The sequence below is a fragment of the Aureliella helgolandensis genome, assembly GCF_007752135.1.
Lineage (GTDB): Bacteria > Planctomycetota > Planctomycetia > Pirellulales > Pirellulaceae > Aureliella > Aureliella helgolandensis.
In genome coordinates, this window is record NZ_CP036298.1 from 7,176,501 (window position 1) to 7,199,023 (window position 22,523).

The 22,523-nt window shown below is 55.4% G+C and carries 18 protein-coding genes; 11 read left to right on the forward strand and 7 right to left on the reverse strand.

Annotated elements, in window-relative coordinates; translation table 11 throughout:
• Positions 1–73 precede the first annotated feature (73 nt).
• Positions 74–1,717 carry a hypothetical protein gene (locus Q31a_RS25395; protein ID WP_145084243.1) on the forward strand — a complete coding sequence of 548 codons (1,644 nt, stop codon included), beginning with the start codon at positions 74–76 and terminating at the stop codon, positions 1,715–1,717.
• Positions 1,718–2,039: 322 nt separating this feature from the next.
• Positions 2,040–3,506: an ISNCY family transposase gene (locus Q31a_RS25400; protein WP_145074329.1), complete on the forward strand. Its 1,467-nt coding sequence runs from the start codon at positions 2,040–2,042 to the stop codon at positions 3,504–3,506.
• Positions 3,507–4,532: 1,026 nt separating this feature from the next.
• Here Q31a_RS25400 and Q31a_RS30985 read toward each other — a convergent pair.
• The gene (locus Q31a_RS30985; protein WP_231690930.1) at positions 4,533–4,940 is read right to left on the reverse strand and encodes a hypothetical protein; all 408 of its coding nucleotides are present in this window, start codon (positions 4,938–4,940) and stop codon (positions 4,533–4,535) included.
• Between the two features lie 266 nt (positions 4,941–5,206).
• Positions 5,207–6,079, reverse strand: coding sequence for a glycoside hydrolase family 25 protein (locus Q31a_RS25410; protein ID WP_145084246.1), 873 nt, complete (start codon positions 6,077–6,079; stop codon positions 5,207–5,209).
• Between the two features lie 493 nt (positions 6,080–6,572).
• On the opposite strand from Q31a_RS25410, the gene Q31a_RS25415 reads away from it, so the two are divergent.
• A complete protein-coding gene (locus tag Q31a_RS25415; protein WP_145084248.1) occupies positions 6,573–7,091 on the forward strand; it encodes a hypothetical protein in 519 nt (172 codons plus the stop codon).
• Positions 7,092–7,130: 39 nt separating this feature from the next.
• Complete coding sequence (locus Q31a_RS25420; RefSeq protein ID WP_145084251.1) at positions 7,131–7,946, forward strand: PIG-L deacetylase family protein; 816 nt, start codon at positions 7,131–7,133, stop codon at positions 7,944–7,946.
• A 24-nt stretch (positions 7,947–7,970) separates the two neighbouring features.
• Here Q31a_RS25420 and pepT read toward each other — a convergent pair whose 3' ends face one another.
• Positions 7,971–9,242 (reverse strand): peptidase T, encoded by a 1,272-nt coding sequence (gene pepT / locus Q31a_RS25425; protein ID WP_145084254.1) that lies wholly within the window; start codon positions 9,240–9,242, stop codon positions 7,971–7,973.
• Between the two features lie 194 nt (positions 9,243–9,436).
• Here pepT and Q31a_RS25430 point away from each other — a divergent pair, with 194 nt between their 5' ends.
• Positions 9,437–10,252 (forward strand): 3'-5' exonuclease, encoded by an 816-nt coding sequence (locus tag Q31a_RS25430; RefSeq protein ID WP_231690931.1) that lies wholly within the window; start codon positions 9,437–9,439, stop codon positions 10,250–10,252.
• 403 nt (positions 10,253–10,655) lie between these two features.
• Here Q31a_RS25430 and Q31a_RS25435 read toward each other — a convergent pair whose 3' ends face one another.
• Genes Q31a_RS25435 through Q31a_RS25445 form a run of 3 tightly spaced genes read right to left on the reverse strand, consistent with a single transcriptional unit; the run spans position 10,656 to position 13,780 of the window.
• On the reverse strand, positions 10,656–11,471 hold the full coding sequence (locus Q31a_RS25435) for a class I SAM-dependent methyltransferase (RefSeq protein WP_231690932.1): 816 nt from the start codon (positions 11,469–11,471) through the stop codon (positions 10,656–10,658).
• Positions 11,472–11,512: 41 nt separating this feature from the next.
• Positions 11,513–11,980 carry a hypothetical protein gene (locus tag Q31a_RS25440; RefSeq protein WP_145084260.1) on the reverse strand — a complete coding sequence of 156 codons (468 nt, stop codon included), beginning with the start codon at positions 11,978–11,980 and terminating at the stop codon, positions 11,513–11,515.
• A 27-nt stretch (positions 11,981–12,007) separates the two neighbouring features.
• Positions 12,008–13,780, reverse strand: coding sequence for a serine/threonine protein kinase (locus tag Q31a_RS25445; RefSeq protein ID WP_231690933.1), 1,773 nt, complete (start codon positions 13,778–13,780; stop codon positions 12,008–12,010).
• Between Q31a_RS25445 and Q31a_RS25450 the strand changes: the two genes are divergently transcribed.
• The 3 genes from Q31a_RS25450 (at position 13,745) to Q31a_RS25460 (ending at position 16,729) form a co-directional block, all read left to right on the forward strand.
• Positions 13,745–14,413: a metallophosphoesterase family protein gene (locus tag Q31a_RS25450; RefSeq protein WP_145084263.1), complete on the forward strand. Its 669-nt coding sequence runs from the start codon at positions 13,745–13,747 to the stop codon at positions 14,411–14,413. The genes Q31a_RS25445 and Q31a_RS25450 overlap by 36 nt on opposite strands.
• A 328-nt stretch (positions 14,414–14,741) precedes the next feature.
• Positions 14,742–16,271, forward strand: a complete 1,530-nt coding sequence (locus Q31a_RS25455) for a BBP7 family outer membrane beta-barrel protein (protein ID WP_231690934.1) — start codon at positions 14,742–14,744, stop codon at positions 16,269–16,271.
• A gap of 65 nt (positions 16,272–16,336) precedes the next feature.
• Positions 16,337–16,729: a PaaI family thioesterase gene (locus Q31a_RS25460; protein ID WP_145084269.1), complete on the forward strand. Its 393-nt coding sequence runs from the start codon at positions 16,337–16,339 to the stop codon at positions 16,727–16,729.
• Positions 16,730–17,106: 377 nt separating this feature from the next.
• Here the strand turns inward: Q31a_RS25460 and Q31a_RS25465 are convergent, their stop codons facing one another.
• The gene (locus Q31a_RS25465) at positions 17,107–18,516 is read right to left on the reverse strand and encodes a Gfo/Idh/MocA family protein (RefSeq protein ID WP_145084272.1); all 1,410 of its coding nucleotides are present in this window, start codon (positions 18,514–18,516) and stop codon (positions 17,107–17,109) included.
• Between the two features lie 383 nt (positions 18,517–18,899).
• Between Q31a_RS25465 and Q31a_RS25470 the strand changes: the two genes are divergently transcribed.
• The 3 genes from Q31a_RS25470 (at position 18,900) to Q31a_RS25480 (ending at position 22,506) form a co-directional block, all read left to right on the forward strand.
• Entirely contained in the window at positions 18,900–20,231 is a 1,332-nt protein-coding gene (locus tag Q31a_RS25470; protein WP_145084275.1) for a leucine-rich repeat domain-containing protein, read from the forward strand.
• A 472-nt stretch (positions 20,232–20,703) separates the two neighbouring features.
• Complete coding sequence (locus tag Q31a_RS25475) at positions 20,704–20,976, forward strand: hypothetical protein (RefSeq protein ID WP_145084278.1); 273 nt, start codon at positions 20,704–20,706, stop codon at positions 20,974–20,976.
• 579 nt (positions 20,977–21,555) lie between these two features.
• Positions 21,556–22,506 (forward strand): LysR family transcriptional regulator, encoded by a 951-nt coding sequence (locus Q31a_RS25480; protein ID WP_145084281.1) that lies wholly within the window; start codon positions 21,556–21,558, stop codon positions 22,504–22,506.
• Positions 22,507–22,523: the final 17 nt, after the last annotated feature.

Here is a 22,523-nt window from a genome sequence, read left to right on the forward strand (position 1 = left end):
CAACGACTCCTTTCCCAATCACGTTCACCCGTGGGCTGGAACGGGAGACCGAGGGTCAGCGAAAGGAATTTCCATGCATATGCTCCTAGCCAGTGGTTTGCTTAGTGCTATTTTGGCGACGGTCGTCACTGGCACCGAACTTGATTCGGCGTTGCCTGCCGCACCTTCCTCACCGCCTGCGCTCATTCCCATCACCAACGTTCGTTTCGAAAAACGCGACGGTGCTTGGCAGGCTGAAATCACCCACTGCTTAGAACATGTAAGTGGCTCCGCTAGAATCCAATTGCCAGCCACCTCTGGGCTCTTACCAGCGCACTTCCGGGTAGAACCTCAAGAGGCCTGGACCTACCGCGGAGGCAACACGACAGCCCCCGAAGAAGCCTCAGTCCTAGAGCACATTCCCCTCGGTGATCAGCTGGAAATCAGCGCGGGTTCCACAACGATTGCAGGGCGATTGGTCAGCCGCGATTCGAAAACTCTTACGCTCGAACACACCTCTACCGTCGGTCCCACTTGGCATCCCATTGCAATCTCGAAGATCACCAGTTACCGACGACTGGACGACATTGCGACCGCGTCAGGCTCGCTGATTTTCACTCCAGCGAAAGTAAAACGGCCTCGCCCGCCCAGCCCCTCGCCCCTTACGATCACCTACGTAGTTCCCTGGACAAACGCCGTCTTTAACTACGATGTGCACGTCCGTCCGCTTTCCCGTCCAGACGACCGGGACGTTTTGCACGGTAGTGCCAGAGTCACGAACGTTTCGGGACAAATCTGGGATCGCCAGTGCAAGATTTCATTGACGCACGAGTCCGCCAGCTGGCATCTGGACTGCGATGCACTGCAACCTGGGCAATCCAGCACCATTCCCTTCATGAGTCAAGGTATCGATACCTATTGGCGCTGGGCCTATTCCGCAACAACCGGACTAGCCCAGCAACCAGAATTGCACGTGGATTTACCGGAGCGTCTCTCCAAGTTTCCAGCAGGTGAATGCATGGTCGCGTTCCCAGGAATCCACGGAGTGTGGTCTACCAATGCCAGCTTTCAGAAAAACGTTGCGTTTGCCTTGCCAAGTCCCCCACCGATGATTTTTGCGCGAACTAATTCGTCCGGTGCGACCGAATCGAAGGTGGAAGCCCTTCAAGGTGTGTGGCTGCTGTCCACGCATCAGACAACTCAGCCCATCAAGATCACTTACGATGCCGCCAAGCTAACGCCAAGCAAACTTAGATTTGTGAACACAACTCCGAGAGTAGCCGACTACCGCTTGGCGTTCGATTCCACTACGGTCACCGATGCACAGATTTACGATCTCCTTGCCCCTCAACCCCTTACCCTAGAATCAGAGCAAGTCATTCGAGAATGGAGCGATGCAAGACTAATTCCAGTAGCAAAGCTAGAGATTCTGGAGCAAAGCATTCCCGATTCGGCGGGTTGGAAAACGGAAGCTCAAGAGTTGTTCCAAGAACTGCGCGAGCTTGCAAATTGGATGGCGCTGCGCAAAGAGGCGGCAAGGGTAGTCGCGAATGTTGAAAGTAAGCAAAAGCTGCTGGTCGGCTTCACCCCTTCGCCTGAGGAGCTACAGGCGGTGCGAGATGTTCACAATTGGGACCAGCAGATCGGTCGCTTGCAAATCGAGCTGCAGCGGCTAGCGATGCAGGTCTTGCCACTCCCTCCGCCTCGCGTCCCGAATGCAACCAAGCGTGCGTTTTAAGGAATTCACAGCAAAAAATGTGATCTTTCACGCGTCTTCCTTATCCACCAGGCAACTTGAACCGTTGCTTCAGGTTTGAGTTTCGATTGGGGTCGCTGATAATCGTCAGCGGTTGCGAACCGCATCCAGGCGGACGTTTGACAGGAACATGGAGGCAGGAAAATGAATTGCTCTAGCTAGTGTCCGTCCGGAAATTGAAAGCGTCTGTAAATTATTGGCTAATTTTCAAAAAAGCTCCCCGAAGAACGAACCCGCGAGCGAGTTCGAGCGTTGAATTTGTTGACTAAAACAGGTCCAAACGCTTAATCTTCGAGGAGTAGAAGTGGTTCGCAAGCCATATCAAAAACAGCAACGCTTCGATTGCAGCCCTATCGCACAAGTTGAACTCAACTTGGAATCTCGCGATGAAATCGTGCCCGTCTTGCTCGGGCTTCAATATCTTTATACCAATGCCAAGTTGAGAACGAAAGTCGTTCAGGCTGTCGCTGCGGATCTAAACCAAGACTCTCGACGGGATGTTGGAAGGCCAGGCATGGACGATTGGCATGTTGTTGTGCTTGCAGCAGTCAGACTTGGATGTAATCTTGATTACGACAAACTACAGGATCAAGTCGAGAATCATCGGCGTCTCCGCGGAATCATGGGAATCGGCGACTGGCAAGACACCGACGGTTTCACTTTCAGACGCATACGCGATACCATCTGTCTGCTCAAACCTGAGACGATTAGTAAGATCAACCAAGCTATCGTCACCGCTGGCCAGAGCATTGCTCCCGATGCCAGTTCCACAGTTCGGGCTGATTCATTTGTTATTGAAACTAACATTCACTATCCGACAGAGAGCAGTTTGATCTACGACGGTGTTCGCAAGTTCATTCCGTTCTGTGTTGAGTTGGCGCAACAGCTTGAGACCACAGGATGGAGACAAGTGGGGCATCTAGTCAAGAAGATCAAGAGCTTAAAGCAGCAGATAGGACGGATTGCTGCCAGCAAGAGCTCACGCAAAAAGGAAGCCTTGGAATCGCGTTATCGCGACCTGCTGCAACGCGTAGCACTTTTGCTCGAGCGAGCGAAATCACTGACTAATGAGGCGAAATCTCTCGGTGCGTCCACAGTAACTCTGTCGCTAATCACAACAATCGAACATTGGACAGGACTGACCGAGCAGGTTTGCGATACGGCGCGTCGGCGTGTCCTATTGGGTGAGTCAGTCCCCAATTGCGACAAGCTGTTCAGCTTGTTCGAAACACACACGCAGCTTTACCGTCGCGGCAAAGCCGGACAACCCAATCAATATGGTCGATTGGCTTTGGTTTACGAGGATGGTGCTGGTTTCATTAGTCACTATCACTTGATGGCTCGCGACGTGCGTGACCAGGATGTCGTGGTGGAACAAACGAAGTTGGCTCAGAAGAAGCACGCAGGCGAGATTCACACCGCGTCTTTTGACCGAGGTTTCTATTCAGCGGAAAATGAATCAAATCTGCAGCAGATAATCGAAGATGTATGCGTACTACCGCGGGCTCCTGGTGAATACGTACAGCGGATTAAGAACGAAAGTGCTAAATTTCACCGAACCCGACTACACCACTCAGGCATCGAGGCAGCGATCGGAGTGTTACAGCGGGGCAATGGTTTGAAGCGTTGTCGCGACCGGACTGAACTCGGCTTTGAACGCTATTTGGGTTTAGCGATTCTAGGTCGCAATATACACACGCTTGGAAAGCTACTGCTTTCTAAACAACGCCCCAATGCATCGGCAGCGCAGAGCAAACGCAAAGCGGCTTAGGGCATGTGACTGAGGTTCGTCACTTTTGAATTAGCCAGCTGGCTACCGGTCCGCGCCAGCGGCGCAAAGTCGGTCAAAACGGCTGGATTTGACTTCACCTAGCGGCAAGGAATGCGAAGCGAAGGCAACTCTTCCTGATTGTCTGATAGCATCTGACTGCGTGAAATCCTCCAGCAAGGCAATTTCCGGACAGACACTAGCTATCTTCCTACCAATTTCTTCCTATCAACATCTTCCTGCCAACATCTTCCTGCCAACATCTTTCTCTACTGCACCAGCCAAACTCAGCGGCGAGGAGTAATACCAAGCAAGCTTACCGCTGCGCAGCACTTCATCCGTTCGCTCACGACCCTCCTCATCCACCAGGCAACTTCCACCGTTGCTTCAGCTTTAGTTTCGAACGGACTCGCTGATAATTGTCAGCGGTTGCGAAGCATCCAGACGGACGTTTGACAGGAACATGGAGGCAGGAAAATGAATTGCTCTAGCTATCTTCCTACCAACATCTTCCTGCCAACAACGCTCTCTACTGCACCAGCCAAATTCAGCGGCGAGGAGTAATACCAAACAAACTGACCGCTGCGCAGCACTTCATCCGTTCACTCACGCCCCTCCTCATCCACCAGGCAACTTCCACCGTTGTTTCAGGTTTGAGTTTCGCTCGGAGTCGCTGATAATTGTCAGCGGTTGCGAAGCATCCAGACGGACGTTTGACAGGAACATGGAGGCAGGAAAATGAATTGCTCTAGCTATCTTCCTGCCAACATCTTCCTGCCAACAACGCTCTCTACTGCACCAGCCAAATTCAGCGGCGAGGAGTAACACCACACAAGCTGACCGCTGCGCAGCATTTCATCCCTCACTCACGACCCTCCTCAGCCACCAGGCAACTTCCACCATTGCTTCAGGCTTGAGTTTCGATTGGGGTCGCTGATAATCGTCAGCAGTTACGAAAAAACGCTCACCTGCAATCTGCAAGCGAGCGTTTTCATTGATTCGGGAGAATACGACGTGGTGCTTTCGGTTCTAGAGGCTGGACTCGCCGTAAGCGGCTTCGAGTTCTGCTTCATCATCATCCAAACCATCGGTTGCCGCAGCTAGATCGCTTTCCACGGCGGCGATGCTGGCAATCAACTCCTGCTCTTCTTCAGACAGCTTGACGTATCCCAATCCGCGGACGACTTCAAGGATTTCGCTGCAGGTTGGGAACATTCGACCACTCGAACGCTTGTAGGCATCCAAAGCTTGCATGAACAAGATCTCGTCGCCGTTGTAATCCCGTTCGCAAGTAGTCGGGTCGATTTGGCGGCGACGCTGTTGCTTGCGACGTGGTGGTTTGAATTCCGTTCCATCCGCTTGTGTTTTGGCACGACGATCATCGCGACGACGGTCTACTTTAACTTCTTGGTCGCTGATTTTGGCGGACTTTGGCATCGGTTTCCTCGGCGTATGGTGAAGACTACGACTGACTGGTGCGGCGTTTGGACATATTGAGCCAAACTGTTTGTTTCGATGGAAAAACATACAGCACGTAATCGAGTTTGCCGGTCAGATAGGAGATTTCTCGTCACAGAAACCAGTCCGGCTAGCGAAAGGAATCCGCTGAAGCCGTTGGTGACGATTAAACCGGTAGAGAATTCCGAGATTGACTTAAATTTGAGAAAATCGACTCATGATTGAAGCCTCGATTGGCATCGATCCTAGGCATTTCGGCGTCGAACTCCCAACACCCAAAGGCCGGCGGCCAACAGCGACAGGCCGCAGCCCGGTTCGGGCACTGACGAAGTAATTACAAAGCTGCGGACAAAGTCCATATCGCCATTGGCCACATTGAGATCGATGTAGTCGTTGAAATTGGGGTCGACCCCATAGAGCGGCCCCGAGCCCTCGCTGGTGTATTGCCAGAATGCCCAGTCGTCGATATTTCCCGTCGGAGGACTGCCATCGGTCAGCGGATTTCCGTAGCGATCCCCCGAGTTGTAGTTGGCCACCCAGAGATCACGCTCAGCCAAGCTCGAATCGATTTCGTTGGTTGCATAATTCGTATTCATGTAGAGGAGCGGCTCAACCTGAGCCAACGTCATCACGTGATTGGTGAACTCAGTAGCCCACTGCGACAACTGCGCTCGCGTGAGCTCGGCGCCTCCTTCCTCCAAATCCAACACGGGCCGCAACCACCCCGCTTTCATGTACTCGCCAGCAGTCTGCACGAAATGCCCTGCTTCCGACTGCGCATGGGACTGAATCTGAGCCGCTGTCGAAGCGGTGCTGAGTGCCAAACCAGGTCGCCCAAAATGGTAGACCCCAGCCAAAATCGGCTTGCCGGAAGTCGCCAGTTGTGCGATCGCCGCCATGTTGGTCGTTAGAAAGGTGTCCTCAAAATCCTCGCCTCGCGACGACCGGACAAACGCAAAACGTGCACCCGCATCGTACGTCCTGTTCCAATCCATGGTCCCCTGCCAATAGGAGACATCGACCCCCTGTACTCTCTGGCCCCACGCCTCGGTCTCCAGGAGTCCACTCCCTCCGAAAAGCAGGGCTGCTACTGCTGCCAGCATCACAAAATGGCGCATTCAAAAGTTCTTTCAGAGTTAACCGGGCTGTTGGCTGCGAACGAAGGCTCCAGCCTATTCCCTTCAAACCTCCAAGGCAATCAATTGGGAGGTTCCGTACGACTGGAACAGTAAAAACGGTTATTGCTGGGGAGGAGCAGCCCTCCCTCGTGCTCGAATCTTGCCTTCTCGCCGCCCCCCACCCGCTAGACATTTAGCAAAATAGGGAATGCCTTTGTAAATCTGGTCCCATTTCGTTCAGTTCTCGCAAATCGGCCCAATGTCCTAACCAGTTACCAACAAACAACTTGCAAACAATACCGCGAACTGAACGCCCATTGGTATTCCATTTGCTGGATGAGTCCTTTGACTAGGTTGGATCCTCAGTCACGCGAATAATGGCCTCACACTGGCCCATCCGCCGTTCAAACCAAGGCGGATGCAGCAGTGGGGAGCTTAATGGATCGCAACAAGTCCGCTCGCAAATTGGCGGAAAAACACGGAGGGGTGAATCATGGCAGGTAAACGCAAGCGTCGCACTAGTGGTGCTTCTGCATTTCTTCTAGAGGCATTTACGCTCATTGGAATTGTCGCAATTGCCCAACCCACCTGGACGAGAGGTCTGATCGAGCCCTTGGAGGCAGCAGAGTCGAACACCCTCGGCACGACGTCGATATTGTCAAATTGGGTGAAACCGCTAAACGAGATCCCCCCGCAATCTGCCGCCGAGACCTCCATCCCTTCTACCGAGCCAACTCGGCCAACGCAGAGCATCCTTCCGCCAGTACAGGTCCAATCGCACCCCGCGGCATTCCAACAGGCACCAGCGTTGCAGGAGCCCTCGGCCCAAGTTGCTCCGAATTCGAACTGGACCGAACCTCAGGTCCAGCGTCCGACCTACCCACCCACACCGAGCGTATGGGTCCAACCATTTGGCTATTCCGCCCGCCGAGTCCCTTTGTATGATGGGGCTGCTTACCGAGAACCGGTTAAGCCGCCGAGTCAGTGGACTCCGCATGTCGAACTCTATTGAGCGACGCTCAATGCAAGCCCGAATAGCCTGAGGATTGAGATGGAACCGTGTAAAGTACTGGTGATAGGTGCGCATCCAGATGACGCTGAAGTTTTTGCAGGTGGCTTGGTGGTTCGACATTGCCAACAACATTCTGTGGTCAGAATCGTTTCGGTGACAGACGGTCGCAGTGGGCACCATGAAATTCCGCCTGAGGCGCTCGTGCCGATCCGCCGTGAGGAGGCCCGTCAAGCTGGCGAGAGCGTGGGGGCCGAGTATTTGACTTGGGATTTCCCAGACGGAACCCTGCAGCCCACTCTAGAAGTTCGAGCGGCCATCATTCGCGAGATTCGCACCTTTGCGCCCGACTTGGTCATGACCCATCGCCCCAACGACTACCACCCCGATCACCGAGCGGTCGGTACGGCCGTCCAGGATGCATCTTATCTCGTTACGGTCCCCCACGTCTGTCCGGAAACGCCAGCGTTGCGGTCCGATCCCGTCGTGGGATTTATGTGCGACTTGTTTACCCGCCCCAATCGCCTGCGCGCCGATGCGATCCTGGACGTCGCCGCCGAGCTCGATGGGCTCACGTCCATGGCTGCCTGCCACAAGTCCCAGTTCTTTGAATGGTTGGCCTATCATGACGGTGAACTCGATTCTCTCCCCGAATCCGACGCAGACCGCTGGACATGGCTAGCCAATCATTTCAAGCGACTCTACAGCCAACGTCTTCAACACTTCCAACCCGAGCTACAGGCCCAGGGAATCTCGTGGACCGACTCCCAATTGTTAGAAGTTTACGAGATCAGCGAATACGCCACCCGCCTGAGTCCCGAACAGCGCCAACGCCTCTTCCCCGGTGCACTCTCCTAAGACCGTCAGTAGCCGGTGAGGCGACTAGCTCCGTCCTTGCTGCTGCCAAATGTTGAGAACTTCGATGGCATGCTGTATAGCGAGCACCATTTGATCGAGAGAAGCAAACTCGAGAACGCTATGGATATTGTGCTGCCCGACAGAGAGGTTGGGGGTGGGTAGCCCCATCTCGCTGAAGACAGCTCCATCGGTCCCACCTCGAATGGCTCCCAGATGGGGTGTCAGCCCCAGATTTTTGTAGGCTGCGATCGAAAAATCTACGACATGGGGTGCACTGCGTTGTGCATCGGCCATATTGCGATATTGACGCTGGCGGACCAGTTCGAAACGCAGTCCCGGAGTTTCTTGAACGAGGGAATCTGCCGTCGCTTGAAGGAGCAGGGCTTGGTCGTCCAGTCGTTCGGTGACGAAGTCTCTTAAAAGAAATTTTGCTTCGGCGTAGTCGACGGCCCCTGAAAGCGAATACGGGTGAATAAATCCGTCGCGTCCCTCAGTCGACTCGGGCGTGAGCGCTTCGGTTGGCAAGGCGGCAATGAGTTTCGACAGCCCACGCAGCGCATTGACCATCCGCCCCTTGCCGATCGAAGGATGAATATTGTTGCCATAGGCGCGAACCGTCATCTGATCGGCGGAAAAGTTCTCATTCTCCACTTCCGCTTGGCCGCCTCCGTCAAGAGTGTATCCGGCGGCGGCCCCCGCCTTCGCTAAATCCATGTGCAGGGCACCGCGACCGATCTCTTCATCGCAGGTGAACAAAATACGGACCGGACCGTGCGGCAAATTGGGATGCTCTAGCAGATGCTCTGCCAACTCCATGATCGCTGCCACGCCCGCCTTATCGTCCCCGCCTAGGAGCGTGGTGCCATCGGTAGTGATCAGAGTATGCCCAATCAATTGATTTAAGGCGGGGCAACTAGCCACATCGATCACTTTGCCATTCTTCTCAAGTGGAATGTCCCCGCCCGGGTATCGTTCAAGGACCGCAGGCCTCACATTGGCCCCCGACGCATCGGGCGAGGTGTCGACGTGGGCATTGAATAAAATAGTGGGCAGCGTGTTCGAGGCTCCATCCCCGGCAGTTGAAGGCAGCGTGGCCCATACCAAGCCATGCGCATCGTGCTCCACCTCCTCTAGCCCCATCGCACGCAATTCCTCGTACAGTATTTTCCCCAGTGTCCATTGCCCTGGGCTGCTTGGATATTCTTCACTGTCGGGATTCGCAGTGGTTTCGACTTGGACATAACGCAGGAAGCGTTCGAGCAACCTCTGACGATTGATATGGCTCGAGTTGGACATACGGTAACCTTCTACCTCTGTGGAATAGCTTAGGAGTTGATGCAGTAACGGGGGCTGAGACAATGCACGGGCGGCAATCGCTCGGGAACGGAACGAATCCCCCGTTGCGATGTTGTGCATATCGTCCCATACTGCGACCAGTGCGAAAAACGCAATCACGAGCTGAGAACTCGGAATTCAACAGGAATGATTCAGTGGCCCAGGACGTTCGTTACTTAGTGTTTGACGTAGAGAGTGTGCCTGATGGCGACCTAGTTGCCAAGACACGGTACGCCGCGCTCGGGCTTTCTGCTGCTGAAGCCATCCGAAAATTTCGCAATGAATTGCTAATCACGTCCGGACGTGATTTCATCCCCTACACCTATCACCTCCCCATATCCGTGGTGGTTGCCAAGCTCCGCGCAGACTTCTCACTCATCGAGATCGTGTCGCTGGATCAACCCGAGCACCGCCCCCATGTGATCTCTAAGCATTTCTGGGCTGGCTGGGAGGCCTATGGACAACCGACCTGGGTCACCTTCAATGGTCGAAGTTTCGATATCCCACTCATGGAACAAGCCGCCTTTCGTTACGGAATTCCGATCCCCAAGTGGTTTAATCTCGAGCATCGAACCTATGAGCAAAACCGCAATCGGTACAACCTCGGCGCGCATATCGATTTGCACGACGTGTTAACCAACTATGGTGCGACCTGGTACCGTGGCGGCTTGAATCTGGCCGCCAGCCTGCTTGGCAAGCCGGGAAAGATGGATGTAGCGGGTGACATGGTCTACGATCTGTACTTACAAGGTAAAATTTCAGAAATCAACGAGTACTGCCGGTGCGATGTGTTGGACACCTATTTCGTGTTTCTGCGCAGCATGCTGATGATGGGCAAGCTGACGCTCGAACAGGAGCAGTCCCACGTACTGCAGACCAAGGAACTGCTGGAATCGCAGGCCGAGGAGCATCCGGCCTATCGGCAATACCTGGAACAATGGGGCGATTGGTCGAACCCATGGTCCGAGTAATCTCGGCTTGCCTGGCTGGATGATGTGCGAGCGTTTGCAGTTTTTCCACAGTGGTAGCACCACCTATCATCCTGCAGCGACGCCCCCCCTTCCTTGCTCACCGGGCTGTTGAAATAGTGACCCGCTGCGTGACGGGCTGTTGAAATAGTAACCCGCCGCGTGAGCAAGGAAAGATAACCTCCGCTACAAGGCAATTAAGGATGCTACCTCCGTATTAAAATTCAAATTGCGATTAAATCAACAGCCCGGTAAGCAAGGAAGGGTGATTGCCGCTACAGGCCAATTCGGGAAATTACCTACTCAGCAAAACTGCGATCGCCATGAAATCGACAAGCCACTATGCGGCGGGTTACTAGTTCAACAAGCCGTGCCGAACAGCATGATTTCCCGCCAAGGATCGCAACTATAGCTCGAGTTTTAACGACGAACTTCCGTGACGTCGCGCCTTGAGTCGGATGTAGGGAGCAATGTAGTAGCAGCGATGACCGAAAGTTCCCACCGGTGCATCGGGCTTAGCGTGCTGCGGTTCGCTGACCGCTTCAATGGCAAAGCCACTGCGACAGATACCGCCCAAGAGCGCATTCCAGCTGTGAACATACTCACGAGTGTGGGGCTCGCGCAGTTTGCTCGGCTCGGTGGCGGCAGGTACAGGACGGTTATCGTAGTACGCATGCTCCACCACGTATTGCCCCGTATAGGTCTGCAGAGAGCTCTGCAAATTCGCCGGCTGCTTGTGTTGACTGATGTACAACCCACCCGGCCGTGTAACCCGTGCTATCTCAGGAAACAATCGATCGAGGCTCGCCAAGTAACAGGTGCTTACCGGATGAATCACCAGATCAAAAGACTCGTTGGCCAGCATGTGCAAGTCGTCCATCGAGGTTTCGAACGTTCGGATGGGCAACTGGCGTTGCTTGGCGACTTGCCGGTCGAGCTCGAGCATGTTGGGACTTAGATCCACCACGGTTACCTGCGCGCCGGCTGCAGCATACAAGGGCCCGTGGCGGCCTCCTCCTGCGGCTAGGCAGAGCACATTCCAGCCCTGGATGCCCCCCTCCAGCCACCCCAGCCCATCGACCGTCTGCAACGGGTTTTGCAACTCCGATTCCGAGGCGGGTTTGGCCAATACGTGCCCACCGGACGCCATGCGATTCCAAGCAGATTGGTTATGCTTCAATAGTTCTGCGGTATTCCGCGAGGGTGGGTCCGGCAGGGGCATGGCATCGTTTCTAGATTCGTTTGTCTGAAAGAGAACTCAACCTAAGTGGCCGGTAGCTCACTGGGGCGCCACAGTTGTTTCAAGGAGCTGACCTGTACGAAACATTGTTGCTCTTGGAGATAGGCCACCAGTGGAGTGTCTGTTGGAGCCAAGGCGTGGAGGACTTGCGTCCACTCGATCCAAGGGCAACTGCCGCGCAGTTCGAGCCGCCGGACGGCCGCGCCATCGTCGTAGAGCATGCCATCCAACTGCCACACCGAATCGCTGGGCTCGCCGGAAGACTTGCCGCACCACACGAACGATCCATCCCACTCGATGTACAGGCGATCCAACTCCATCAATTGACCGACCACCGCTTCAAAGGTGCGTGGAATGGGAGGGACCGCCGCGTTGCAACCCTCCACCAGTTCCAAGGCCTGACCATGGACTACGATCGAGCCGCATGGACGAGCCTCTGCCGGCATCGCGAGCAAATGAAGATTGAGCAGTGGCAAGGATTGAGGTGACATGAAAACTCTACGAAACGCGGACGGTTGCTACTGCGCAGCCAAGTAGCCAAGTATTGCACCGAGCAGGAGCGTGGGTGGGACGGCGATTGCCAGGGTCAGGGCAATCATCATCCCCGTGCTCATCATCCCAGCATGCGCGGCGGGCTGGGCGGTAGCCTCAGCGAATGAGGAGGGCAGGGCAGGGGGGGGAGCGGGGACTGGCGGTGCCACCTCGGGAGCCAAACTCCCCGAAGGCAGATTGCCCGCTGATAATGAATCGGAATCGAATTGAGTTCCAGCTGCGGGCCCCGCCGCAGTGGCGGACAAGGTTTTGGAATTCAGTCCACGACTGGTGTCGACTTGCTGCGGTTCGCTCAATAGGGAACTTGAATTCAGACCACCTGCTGGATTCAACTCGTCAACGATTCGGTCTGCAGCATGCGAGGGTAGGGGAGGAGCCATCCAGGGCGAGCGAGGCATGGTGGCTGGCCCGAGTTGATAGGATTCGGCCGCCCACGGTTCGAGCCGCGCCGCCACCTCTGCCGCACTAGAAATCCGCTTGCGGGGATCCTTCTCCATCATGTCGGCAATGATATCTACAAAATCCTCCGTCAGATCCGGAGTGAACTTGCGAGGATGCCAAGGAGTCTCATCCAAGTGGCGGCGCAATTTGGAAGTGGTGTCTCCGCCTGGAAACGGGACCTTGCCACACACGGCGTAGTAGAGCGTGCATCCTAATGAATAGATATCAGAAGTGGGCTGAACCTCTAGAGGCGTGCTGATCTGCTCGGGGGACAAATAGTCGGCAGTACCGACAATTTTCCCGGCGCGTGGATCGCTCATTAATTCCTTGGCAAAACCGGCTAACCCGACATCGGAGACCTTTGCGTCGCCAGCGGGGGTGACGAGGACATTGCCCGGCTTCACATCGCGATGCACCATCCCTTGAGAGTGGGCATATTGCAATCCGAGTGCGGCTTGCATGACAATTTTGGCCGCCTGATGAGCGGGCAGGGCCCCCTGAGTTTTCACCAAGCGTCGCAGATCCATGCCTGGCACGTACTCGGTCACCAAGTAGTGCACGACGCCATCCTGGCCCGCGTCAAAGGCGCGCACGAGATAGGGGGAATCCAATTTTGCCTGCATGCGAATCTCACGCGCAAAACTCTCGCGAGACTCTGCGGTGGCCCGCGATTTGGGAAGCAGCACCTTCACCGCGCATTCACGCCCCATCACTTGGTGGACGGCTTTGAAGACCTGCCCCATTCCTCCCGCACCAATCCAGTCCGTGATTAAATAGGGCCCCAAATAAAACTTCGTGCGGCCGGCCAACAATTGGTCTGCTTGATACTTGGTCAGCAGCTTTTGCTCGATCAAGATTTCGCTCAATAGCGAATCAGGCACAGTGGTCGCTTCGGGCAACCCCTGTTGCTTCAGCCGATGGCGAGCGACGCGCAAGCAGTAATCGAGTTGCTGAGCAGTAATCAGGCCGCTAGCTACCGAAGTCGTCGGAAGAATGGGATCAGTCTCTCCAAGCTTGTGAGTCGGATCGACTGGAGGTGTGATAGGATCCAGTTTTAAACACTCGCGTGGTTGAAGGAGACGGGCCGTAGAAGGTAATCTAAGCTTGAGTGCCAAAGGACGTGAATTGCTGAACTCCAGCTCGGGGCGCTTGCCGGGATAGCGTTCTGCCGCCACAATCGTCAGACGTGCCTCGTGTTGTGCTTCAACTGCCCTGGTGCGTCCTACTTTTTTCCAATCGCCGTAACGAACAATAACATACGCATGGCTGGTCGAACAATCGCTATTGGCGACATCCACGGATGCGCCGCTGCCCTGAATGCTATTCTAGATGCCATCGCGCCTCAAGCCGATGACACCATTGTTGCACTAGGAGACTACGTGGACCGTGGTCCCAATTCGAAAGGAGTCATCTCGCGGTTGATCGAACTCAAGGATCAATGCAACTTTGTGGCACTGCACGGCAACCATGAGGAAATGATGCTGGATGTGGTCAAGGAGGGGCAGCCCCCCTTTCGGTGGCTGCAGTACGGCGGAGTGGAGACCCTCGACTCCTACCTTTTTGCCGGGGACATGAGCGTCATCCCCCCTGAACATCGCCAATTTTTCGACGAAATGCGCGACTTCTATGAAACCGAGCGACATTTCTTTGTCCATGCGAACTACGACCCTGCCTTGCCACTGCAGGAGCAAGGCAAGTTTCTGTTGCGGTGGCAGAAATTGACCGACTCCACCCCGGGCCCTCACGTAAGTGGAAAACAAGCCGTTGTCGGGCACACTCACGATCGAGGTGGAGAAATCTTTGATCTTGGGCATTTGGTATGCATTGACACCTATTGCTACGGAGGTGGCTGGCTGACCGCCTTAGAAGTCAACACGGGCCAACTCTGGCAGGCGGACATCGACGGGGAGTTGCGCGGTGCCAGTTCGTAAGAGGGCCAATTCGTATCAGGTAAGCGACTGAGTGTGAGCGCATCAACGCCGACTCTGCAATCCTCTTCCTGAGAAACCTCGACGCGCCGCCCGACCAGCAAACTCCGCGTGATCGTCAAAACTTACCAGGTTTACTAATCCCACCCGACCCGAAAAGCCGAATCTGTAGGTACGGGAGAATCTTCGGTCCAGCATTGGCCCGGAGTGCATTTCGCATGTCGATTCTCGAGTGCGTGCGCTGCAGGCTGCCAATTGGGTAGCCACAGCGACTCCCGCCTACCTATGGGGTTGTTTAATGCTTTCAATGCTGTTCGCAGGGGTGCGAAAGATGGATGTCTCGAACCGAAATCGAGTCGTGAAAACCTTGACACACGCGGCGGATGGTCCAGCCCAATTCGACCGACAGCCCACGTGCCCTGCCACGCCTGCAGGAAATTGGCTGAGCCAGGCCGTCCCTCGGTTGGCCTGCGTGATGGTCACGCTGCTGTGCGCCAGCCCTGCGCATGCTCAGCTGCGGAGCGGCGGAGCTCAGCGTGAACGCTATCGCGAGTCACCACATCAATACTCGCCATCCCACACTGCCAGCGACGATTCGAACGCAGTCCGGACCGCAAGCTATTCCGATGACGATTATGTCATCGAGGACAGCTATGGCCCGTCCGCTTTGGAGGCTCCTTACGAGGAGTATGATGACTATCGCGAGCTCCAGCCCACCCCCATGAGAAGCACTTTGGCCAGTGGTTGCGGATGCGACAGTTGCCAGAGCGGGTTTTCAGGAGGCTGCGACAGCTTGGCTCCCACCTGCATGACTGCTTGCCAGCCAGGTTGCGGCCCCTTGATGTCGCTCTGGTACCGCTTGAGCGTTCGAGCAGAAGTGCCCCTTTACTGGCGCCGCGCCGCAGGGCCACCGCCACTGGCGGTCAACTCCACCGACGGCAGTGGCGACATCCTGCTGGGCAATGGTCCGCTGGATGATCAAGCTCAAGCGGGATTTCGCTGGACGATGAGCACCTGGCTCGGCCGGGACGAGCAGCTGGGGCTGATGTTCCGCTATTGGACCGCGGGCGACCAAGACGACATCTTCGGCTTCGATCCTACACTCTTCCCAACCGTGTCACGACCGTTCATCGACACCTCCGGTACACCTGCACTGCAAACCGTAGTGATCCGGGCTCCGGGAGTGAGTACCGGGGATATGACGGTGCAGACCAGCTCGTCAGTCGAGGGACTTGACCTGACGTTGAAACGACGACTCTACCAAGATCGCTTCAGCCGCGTGGACTGGCTTTACGGATACCAACACGTCAGTATTGAGGAGGGGATGAACATCTCCAGCAATACGCGTTCCTTGACCGCCCCTTTGGGATCGATTTCCATCACTGACGACTTCCAAACCCAAAACGATTTCCATGGGATTTCGTACGGTGTGATGAGCACTCGGCGGTTCGCCAACTGGAAATGGGAAGGGCTCATTCGATTAGGAGCTGGTAACCTGCGTCGCAGAGTAAATCTCACCGGATCGACCACGACGACTTCGACCGCAGGTGCCTCTAGCACGGACTCCCAAGGGTTGCTAGTTCGCAATACGAACAACCACCCCTTCGATGACGATACCTTCGTCGTCATTCCAGAGGTCGGCCTGAACGCAGCTTGGACCATTCGCCCGGGCTTCGATTTTAACATTGGCTACAACTACATGATGATTCCTAAGGTGGCTCAGGCCAGTCATCAGGTCAACGACAATCTCCGGGTCAACCTATCCGATCCGTTGGTGGGAGCCTTAGATCCCGAATTCAAACTGGAAACGGGACAATTCTGGCTGCATTCACTGGGCTTCGGATTCCAGCTACGATACTAGGGGAGCCCTCATCGCGGGTCCCAGACCTGTCCCATGCTTGAGACTCTAGAGAAATACCCATCACCATGACCGATGCCTTCGCCTATGCACCAATCAGCCAACTGATTGGTCTGGAAGTCCAGCCGGGCGAGGCTGGCATGGCAGAGGTGTTCCTCGACGTCGACCAACGGATGCACAACCCCATGGGATTTGTTCACGGCGGAATTATTGCACTCTTGGCAGACGCCACCATGGGCATCGCATTCGGCCGCACGCTCGACGACCAGAACAGTTTTGCCACGGTAGAGATGAAAACCAGCTACCTGCGGCCCGTGAAAGCTTCACGACTGCGTGGCACGGCAGAACTAGTCCAACGCGGCTTGAGAATTGGCTTCGTGGAGTGCCGCATCACCGATTCGAGACAACGATTGATTGCAACAGCTAGCTGCACCTGCACGGTGAATTCGTTGCACAGTTGAGCACGGTCATCGCCGGCAATTGGTACCCACCATTCTTCAAGGCTTCATTCCCCACAAGTCGCGCCCCAATGCACTTTAGCAGCGACGACTCGTGCCCTGCTTATCGGGCTGTTGAAATAGTCTCCCGCTGCGTGAGCAAGGAAATGTGGTTGCGGCTACCAGGCGATTGGGGACACTACCACTGCGCAAAAAAATCGGATTGGGACTAAATCAACAGCCCGTCATGCGGTGGGTTACGAGTGGGCAAAACGCCTGCACACGTGCTGACAATTGCCCCTCTACCCAAAAAAAGGCGGCCCCCTACGGAGCCGCCTTTGGTCAATCGCTCGTTGCGATTTTTCGGCGCACCAAGCTCTCACTGCATTGCACTCGGCGTACTACAGAGTCCAGCCTTCGCGGTATTCGCGGCCGGTGTATTGGTTCATTTCCGGAACGTTGGTGCACTTCAGATTCGCTGCATCCCATTCGTAACGCTTGCCGACTTCGCCGCGTAGCGCGAGGATACCGACCAACATCGTTTCGGTCAGACGGCCTGCGTAGCCAAAGTTGGACATGGTGCCAGGCTCGTATTCGCCAGTAACCGACTTCACGAATTCCCACTTTTGCCGTTCGTCTCCACCAGCTTCGTGAGGGATGCGCGGCAGGGTTTGCGCTGGCTTTTCGTAATCGTTAACGACTTTTCCGCCGCGGATGAGATCGAACCGTGCACCGTAATCATCAGGTGAGAAGATGGCGCCTTCGGAACCGATCAATACCGCTCCACTGGTGCGGTTTCCCTTACCGGAGCGTTGCTCGGCAACTCGCTTTTGGAAGCGTGCTGGCAATTGCTCGAGAATGGAATCGGCTGGCAAATTGCCACCGTCGTACCAGTAGAATTTGGTGGCGACGAGGCCTTCGCGCTCAGGGAACTCGAACATGAGCGTGGAATTCGATGGAAATTGCTCATTGTCCACGATGCCCGAATTTACCATGGCGGTAACGGCCGTTGGATCCCACAATTTGAGCGCCTTGACGGGCATGTTCGTGGTGTGGCAAGCCATATCCCCTAGAGCACCGGTGCCGAAGTCCACCCAACCGCGCCAGTTGAAGGAGTGATAGGTATTGTCTCCCTTGTAGGGACGCATGGGAGCTGGGCCGATCCAACCGTCCCAATTGAGGGATTCTGGCACAGGATCTTCACCCGCTGGCCGGCCGTTGCCCTGTGGCCAAATGGGGCGATTCGTCCACACGTGTACTTCGTGCACATCTCCGATAGCACCATTCTGAATGACTTCCACCGCTTCGCGGAGGCCATTTTCGCTGGTTCCCTGATTGCCCATCTGGGTTACCACGCCCATTTTCTCAGCCGTTTCCCGTAGCAAACGGGCTTCTTGAATCGACCACGTGAGTGGTTTTTGGCAATAGACGTGCTTCTTCATCTTCATGGCCTGCATGGCCGCACAGGCGTGCGTGTGGTCAGGCGTGCTGACGGTCACGATGTCGACTTTGTCACCGAGTTTGTCGAGCATTTCGCGGAAGTCTTGGAACTGGGCTGCATCCTTGAACTCACGGCCCTTTTTGGTCAAGGTTCCCTTGTCGACATCGCACAATCCAACGATCGACACCCCTTGATCTGCGATGTGACTGGTATCGCTACTTCCCTTACCACCCACGCCAATACATGCCGCAGAAGGGCCTTGCAGGGCCGAGGCATGCGACTTGTTTTGTAGGCTCGTTCCCACCCACACTCCGGCGCCAAGTGCGGCCGATTGACCTACGAACTGACGACGGGATTTCTGATTTGACATTTCAATCGACCTCAAAGAATTTAGGATTTTTATTGCAAACTAAAATTAGGGACAAACCCCAATTCGCCTAGCACGACACGTCGTCTCCGCGACTTATCAGTCCAGAGAAACTAGCTCGTTTGCCGCATAAAGGGAGGAAGGGCGGCCATGTCTGGCCGGCAGGGGGGCATCAAGGCGCCTCAGCATTATACGTGAAGCTGGGAAGGATAAACAAGCCTCCAAGCGCGCAGTTTGTGTCGAATAGTAGTTGCGGGTTCTGGCCTTCAACACTAGGTTGATGTCGCCCGCTCTATAAAGCCTGTCGTCGGCATTCCCTCCCAGTAGGACCGGCGCCTTCCCGCAAAAATCCAAGAATCCCCTCGTTTCACGGAGCCGATAATCCGATGGCAACACGCTGGCCGACTGTACCTTCTCGCTCAATTTTGTGGTGTTTTCTGGCGACGTTCGCTTTGACGGCGGGCTGCCAACCCAAGGCACCCGAAACGACGCCCGACAACTCGGACGCCGCTGCCGAACAACTAGCTCCAGCTCCCCTGCCCGAAGACGATGCGGCCGCCATCGAAAAATTCGAAGCGGCTGGATTCGCCTTGAAAAAAGGTGCCAACGGCCGAATCGTCGAACTCTCGGTAAATCAAACCGAAGATATGAGTGAGTTCCTCAAACTGCTCCCTGGCTTGCCCAGCCTCGAGAACCTTAAGCTGGCCGGAGCTGGCGTGACCGATGAGGGTTTCGAAGCCATTGAGCAACTCCCCCATCTCACGCGTCTGAACCTCGAAAACGCAGGCATCAGCGATGTGGCCATGAAGTCCATCGGAAAGCTCTCTGGACTGCAGGTACTCGTCCTCCGCATGACCAGCGTAACCGATGCCGGTTTGGCCGAACTCGCCGGATTGAAGAAGCTGCGAGCACTCGACTTGCGAAATACCAGTGGCGTCTCCGACCAAGGGATGATTCCCCTAGGCAAGATAGCGAGTCTCGCCGACCTTCAATTGGAACGAGCCAAGATTTCGGCCGAAGGAGTCTCGCATCTAAGCCAGCTCAAGCTCAAATCCATCAATTTGAATACGATTGGCGTCGATGACGCGACCCTGAAAATCTTGGGGAATATGCCCACCCTGGAACAAATACAACTCGACGACGCCCGCATCACCGACGCTGGCATGGCCGATATTGCCAAGCTCAAATCACTGAAACGGCTGCGAATTCGCTTCTGCGATATAACCGGGGAGGGTTTTGAACAGCTAAAAGACCTGAAGGAGATCGAAAGACTCGAATTGCGTGCAACGTCCGTCGACGATCATGCTCTCGAGATCATTGCCGGCTATCCCAAACTGACCTATCTCGATCTCAATGAATGCAAGTTGCCCTCGAACGAAGGTTTCGCCAAGCTCGGAAAATTGACCAAGCTAACCTACTTGGGATTGTGGGAAACCAAATTAGACGATGCTGGCTTAGCCGCTCTAGCTGGGCTTGAAAACCTAGAGGAGTTGGACCTCAAAGCTACCAAGATCACTGACGAGTCCGCTTCGGTCATCAGCGGTTTCCCAAACCTTGTCTCACTGAACATCGGTGGGACTCGGCTGAGCGATGATGCCGTTCCCGAACTTCTCAAACTCACCAAGCTAACCTCCATCGACGTTAGCAACAGTGGAATTGGCTACAACGGCGCCGGCGAACTGATCGATTCGCGCGAAACCCTAAAAGTAACCGAATAGCGCCACTCCCCAGGGGACGGCACGGGACATCAACGCTTTCAAGACGCAGCCGGATTGCCGCGAGGCGATCCGCCGCGTAGCCTGCCGTGGGCAGCTTCCGTGACAGCGCCCGCAGGGTGCTCTGTCAGCTTTCCAGGCAAAAGTCCCCCCGTCCACCACCAGGTGGAGCCACCCACGCCTCTACGCGGGGAAGCCTCCCAATCGACAGCCGCTCAACAGGCCTTTCTTTCAACGCCAGGGGAACTCTGCGGATAGCGCCGGTTTTTAGCTGCCCTTGCCACAGGCTGCTCCCTTTTAAGCACAGTTTGCCCAAGTTGGCGCGTTTAGGACGTCGAAACTACAAGACGTTCAGTGTCTGCAGAAACCACGGATGGAATGCAGCCAACGTAGCCAGCCCGGTGGGCATTCCCTATTTCCTCCGATTCAGCTTGCTACCGGTTCCCACTTCGCAGTCTGTTCGGAGGTTTCTGATATGTGGCGTTCATTCTTTCTAGCGGTCGGTACGATGCTCATTATCCTGGGCGTTGAATGCATGCTCATCGATAGCGCAACGTTTGCTGCGGAGGCCCCTGCAGCCCCCGTTCAAGTGAAGAACGAATCGTGGTTCGAGACTCCCCCCGTGATGCAATCAGCCCGAAAACGGGTCGTCAAACCACCTGAATGGATCCCCTGGAGCTCCATTGCGACCGGCGCGGTCGTTGTGCTCTATGCCATGACTCTTCCAGCACGGTGGGGCAAGGGCTAGAGCGAGCTAACGAGACTCGGTTCCCGAGAAGCAAACCAGCTCAAGTAGCCCGAAGAGCTTGGGTTTGAGTGGGGGCGATACGGCAGTAGTTGCCCGCAACCAGCCGCTTTCCGGCCTGTGCTCGACGCTTTGCCGAGGCAGCTACGCACCTCTTCCGATCAGCCCCCACGTCCGGACACGGCACGAGGCGCACCGGAGCTCTCTGGGCGCAACACCGATGGGTAGCGAGTGGTCCATTCGCCTTCCGCTCCTTCCCAAGAGCGGCCGCCCCCCGTAATCCCTAGAAACCCCGACTCTCAATCGGGGGGAGAGACGCTCCGAACTAGCAACCGAGCCATCTATTCGAAGGATTCCCACAGTGGTCAAGCGGGGATTTGACAGTCGGAATGGCTACTTACTGCCCCTTAGCGAAGTCGACTTTCGAGCTATTCGAAACTGCGTATTGACTTATTAAGTAGCTGTGAATAAATTCCTGAATCTAACTTTATGATATTTACAAAAACAGAATTAGCACCTCTAATAATAGCACGGTCATGGATGGCCTATTTTCAGCAACCGTAGGCCTTCCAGAGATTGCCGATGCACATTCGGAACCTCCAAGTATTTTGCGATGTCGTTCGTCGACGCAGCTTTTCCAAAGCGGCGGCGGACAATTCGATGACGCAATCTGGTGCAAGCCAGGCGGTTCAACAATTGGAAGAATACTTGCAAGTCCAGCTGCTCGACCGCAGCAAACGTCCCTTTTTGCTCACGAGCGAAGGTACGGTGTTCCACGTAGGTTGCCTGCAGTTGCTGCGGCAGTTCGAGGCGCTGACGGAAGAGGTTCGCTCGATTGGCCGTGAAAATTTGACCGGACGCGCTTCCATCGCTGCGATATACAGTATTGGTCTGAGCTACCTACCAGAGTTGCAGCGATCGATTAAGTGCCAGCACCCCAAAGCGGATGTGCGGTATCAGTTTGGACAGCCCGATGAAGTCTATCGGCTGGTGGAGCAGGGGATCGTTGATTTCGGTTTAGTGAGTTACCCCGAGTCCTCGAAAACCATTTTGGTCACGGAATGGCGTGAGGAGACAATGGTCTTGGCAGCGGTCCGAGGCCACGCATTGCAGTCCAAAGCAGAGTTGCTGCCGGAGGACTTGGCCACCGAAACCCTCGTCGCCTTTGCGCCCAATTTGAGAATTCGGCACGAGATTGATCGGTACCTAAGACATTTGGGAATCACCATGCAGGTTGCCGCTGAGTTCGACAATATCGATTCGGTGAAACATGCCATGGAAGTAAATTCGGCAGTCTCCTTCCTACCGCGCCCGACGGTCCAGGCAGAGTTGACTGACCGCACCATGATTGAACTGCGGTGCCCGTGGTTGAATCTCAAGCGTCCGCTGGGGCTTATCCAGCGGCGCAACGACACGTTGGGCAGAACGGCCCGTGGTGTCGCAGATTTCATTCTGAAAGGAGCCTGGAATCAGGCCCCGACCACCGCGAGCAGCTCTAAGGCTAATCCCCTGGCGGTCAATGTGGCCGAGTAACAAGGTGGTCGCGTAAC

Coding starts and splice junctions, on each gene's coding strand:
- Q31a_RS25465 (WP_145084272.1), bottom strand. CDS start 18,516: ATGTCAAATCAGAAATCCCGTCGTCAGTTCGTAGGTCAATCGGCCGCA.
- Q31a_RS25415 (WP_145084248.1), top strand. CDS start 6,573: ATGGCAGGTAAACGCAAGCGTCGCACTAGTGGTGCTTCTGCATTTCTT.
- Q31a_RS25395 (WP_145084243.1), top strand. CDS start 74: ATGCATATGCTCCTAGCCAGTGGTTTGCTTAGTGCTATTTTGGCGACG.
- Q31a_RS25435 (WP_231690932.1), bottom strand. CDS start 11,471: ATGCCCCTGCCGGACCCACCCTCGCGGAATACCGCAGAACTATTGAAG.
- Q31a_RS25460 (WP_145084269.1), top strand. CDS start 16,337: ATGACCGATGCCTTCGCCTATGCACCAATCAGCCAACTGATTGGTCTG.
- Q31a_RS25475 (WP_145084278.1), top strand. CDS start 20,704: ATGTGGCGTTCATTCTTTCTAGCGGTCGGTACGATGCTCATTATCCTG.
- pepT (WP_145084254.1), bottom strand. CDS start 9,242: ATGTCCAACTCGAGCCATATCAATCGTCAGAGGTTGCTCGAACGCTTC.
- Q31a_RS25410 (WP_145084246.1), bottom strand. CDS start 6,079: ATGCGCCATTTTGTGATGCTGGCAGCAGTAGCAGCCCTGCTTTTCGGA.
- Q31a_RS30985 (WP_231690930.1), bottom strand. CDS start 4,940: ATGCCAAAGTCCGCCAAAATCAGCGACCAAGAAGTTAAAGTAGACCGT.
- Q31a_RS25440 (WP_145084260.1), bottom strand. CDS start 11,980: ATGTCACCTCAATCCTTGCCACTGCTCAATCTTCATTTGCTCGCGATG.
- Q31a_RS25480 (WP_145084281.1), top strand. CDS start 21,556: ATGCACATTCGGAACCTCCAAGTATTTTGCGATGTCGTTCGTCGACGC.
- Q31a_RS25420 (WP_145084251.1), top strand. CDS start 7,131: ATGGAACCGTGTAAAGTACTGGTGATAGGTGCGCATCCAGATGACGCT.
- Q31a_RS25470 (WP_145084275.1), top strand. CDS start 18,900: ATGGCAACACGCTGGCCGACTGTACCTTCTCGCTCAATTTTGTGGTGT.
- Q31a_RS25455 (WP_231690934.1), top strand. CDS start 14,742: ATGGATGTCTCGAACCGAAATCGAGTCGTGAAAACCTTGACACACGCG.
- Q31a_RS25450 (WP_145084263.1), top strand. CDS start 13,745: ATGGCTGGTCGAACAATCGCTATTGGCGACATCCACGGATGCGCCGCT.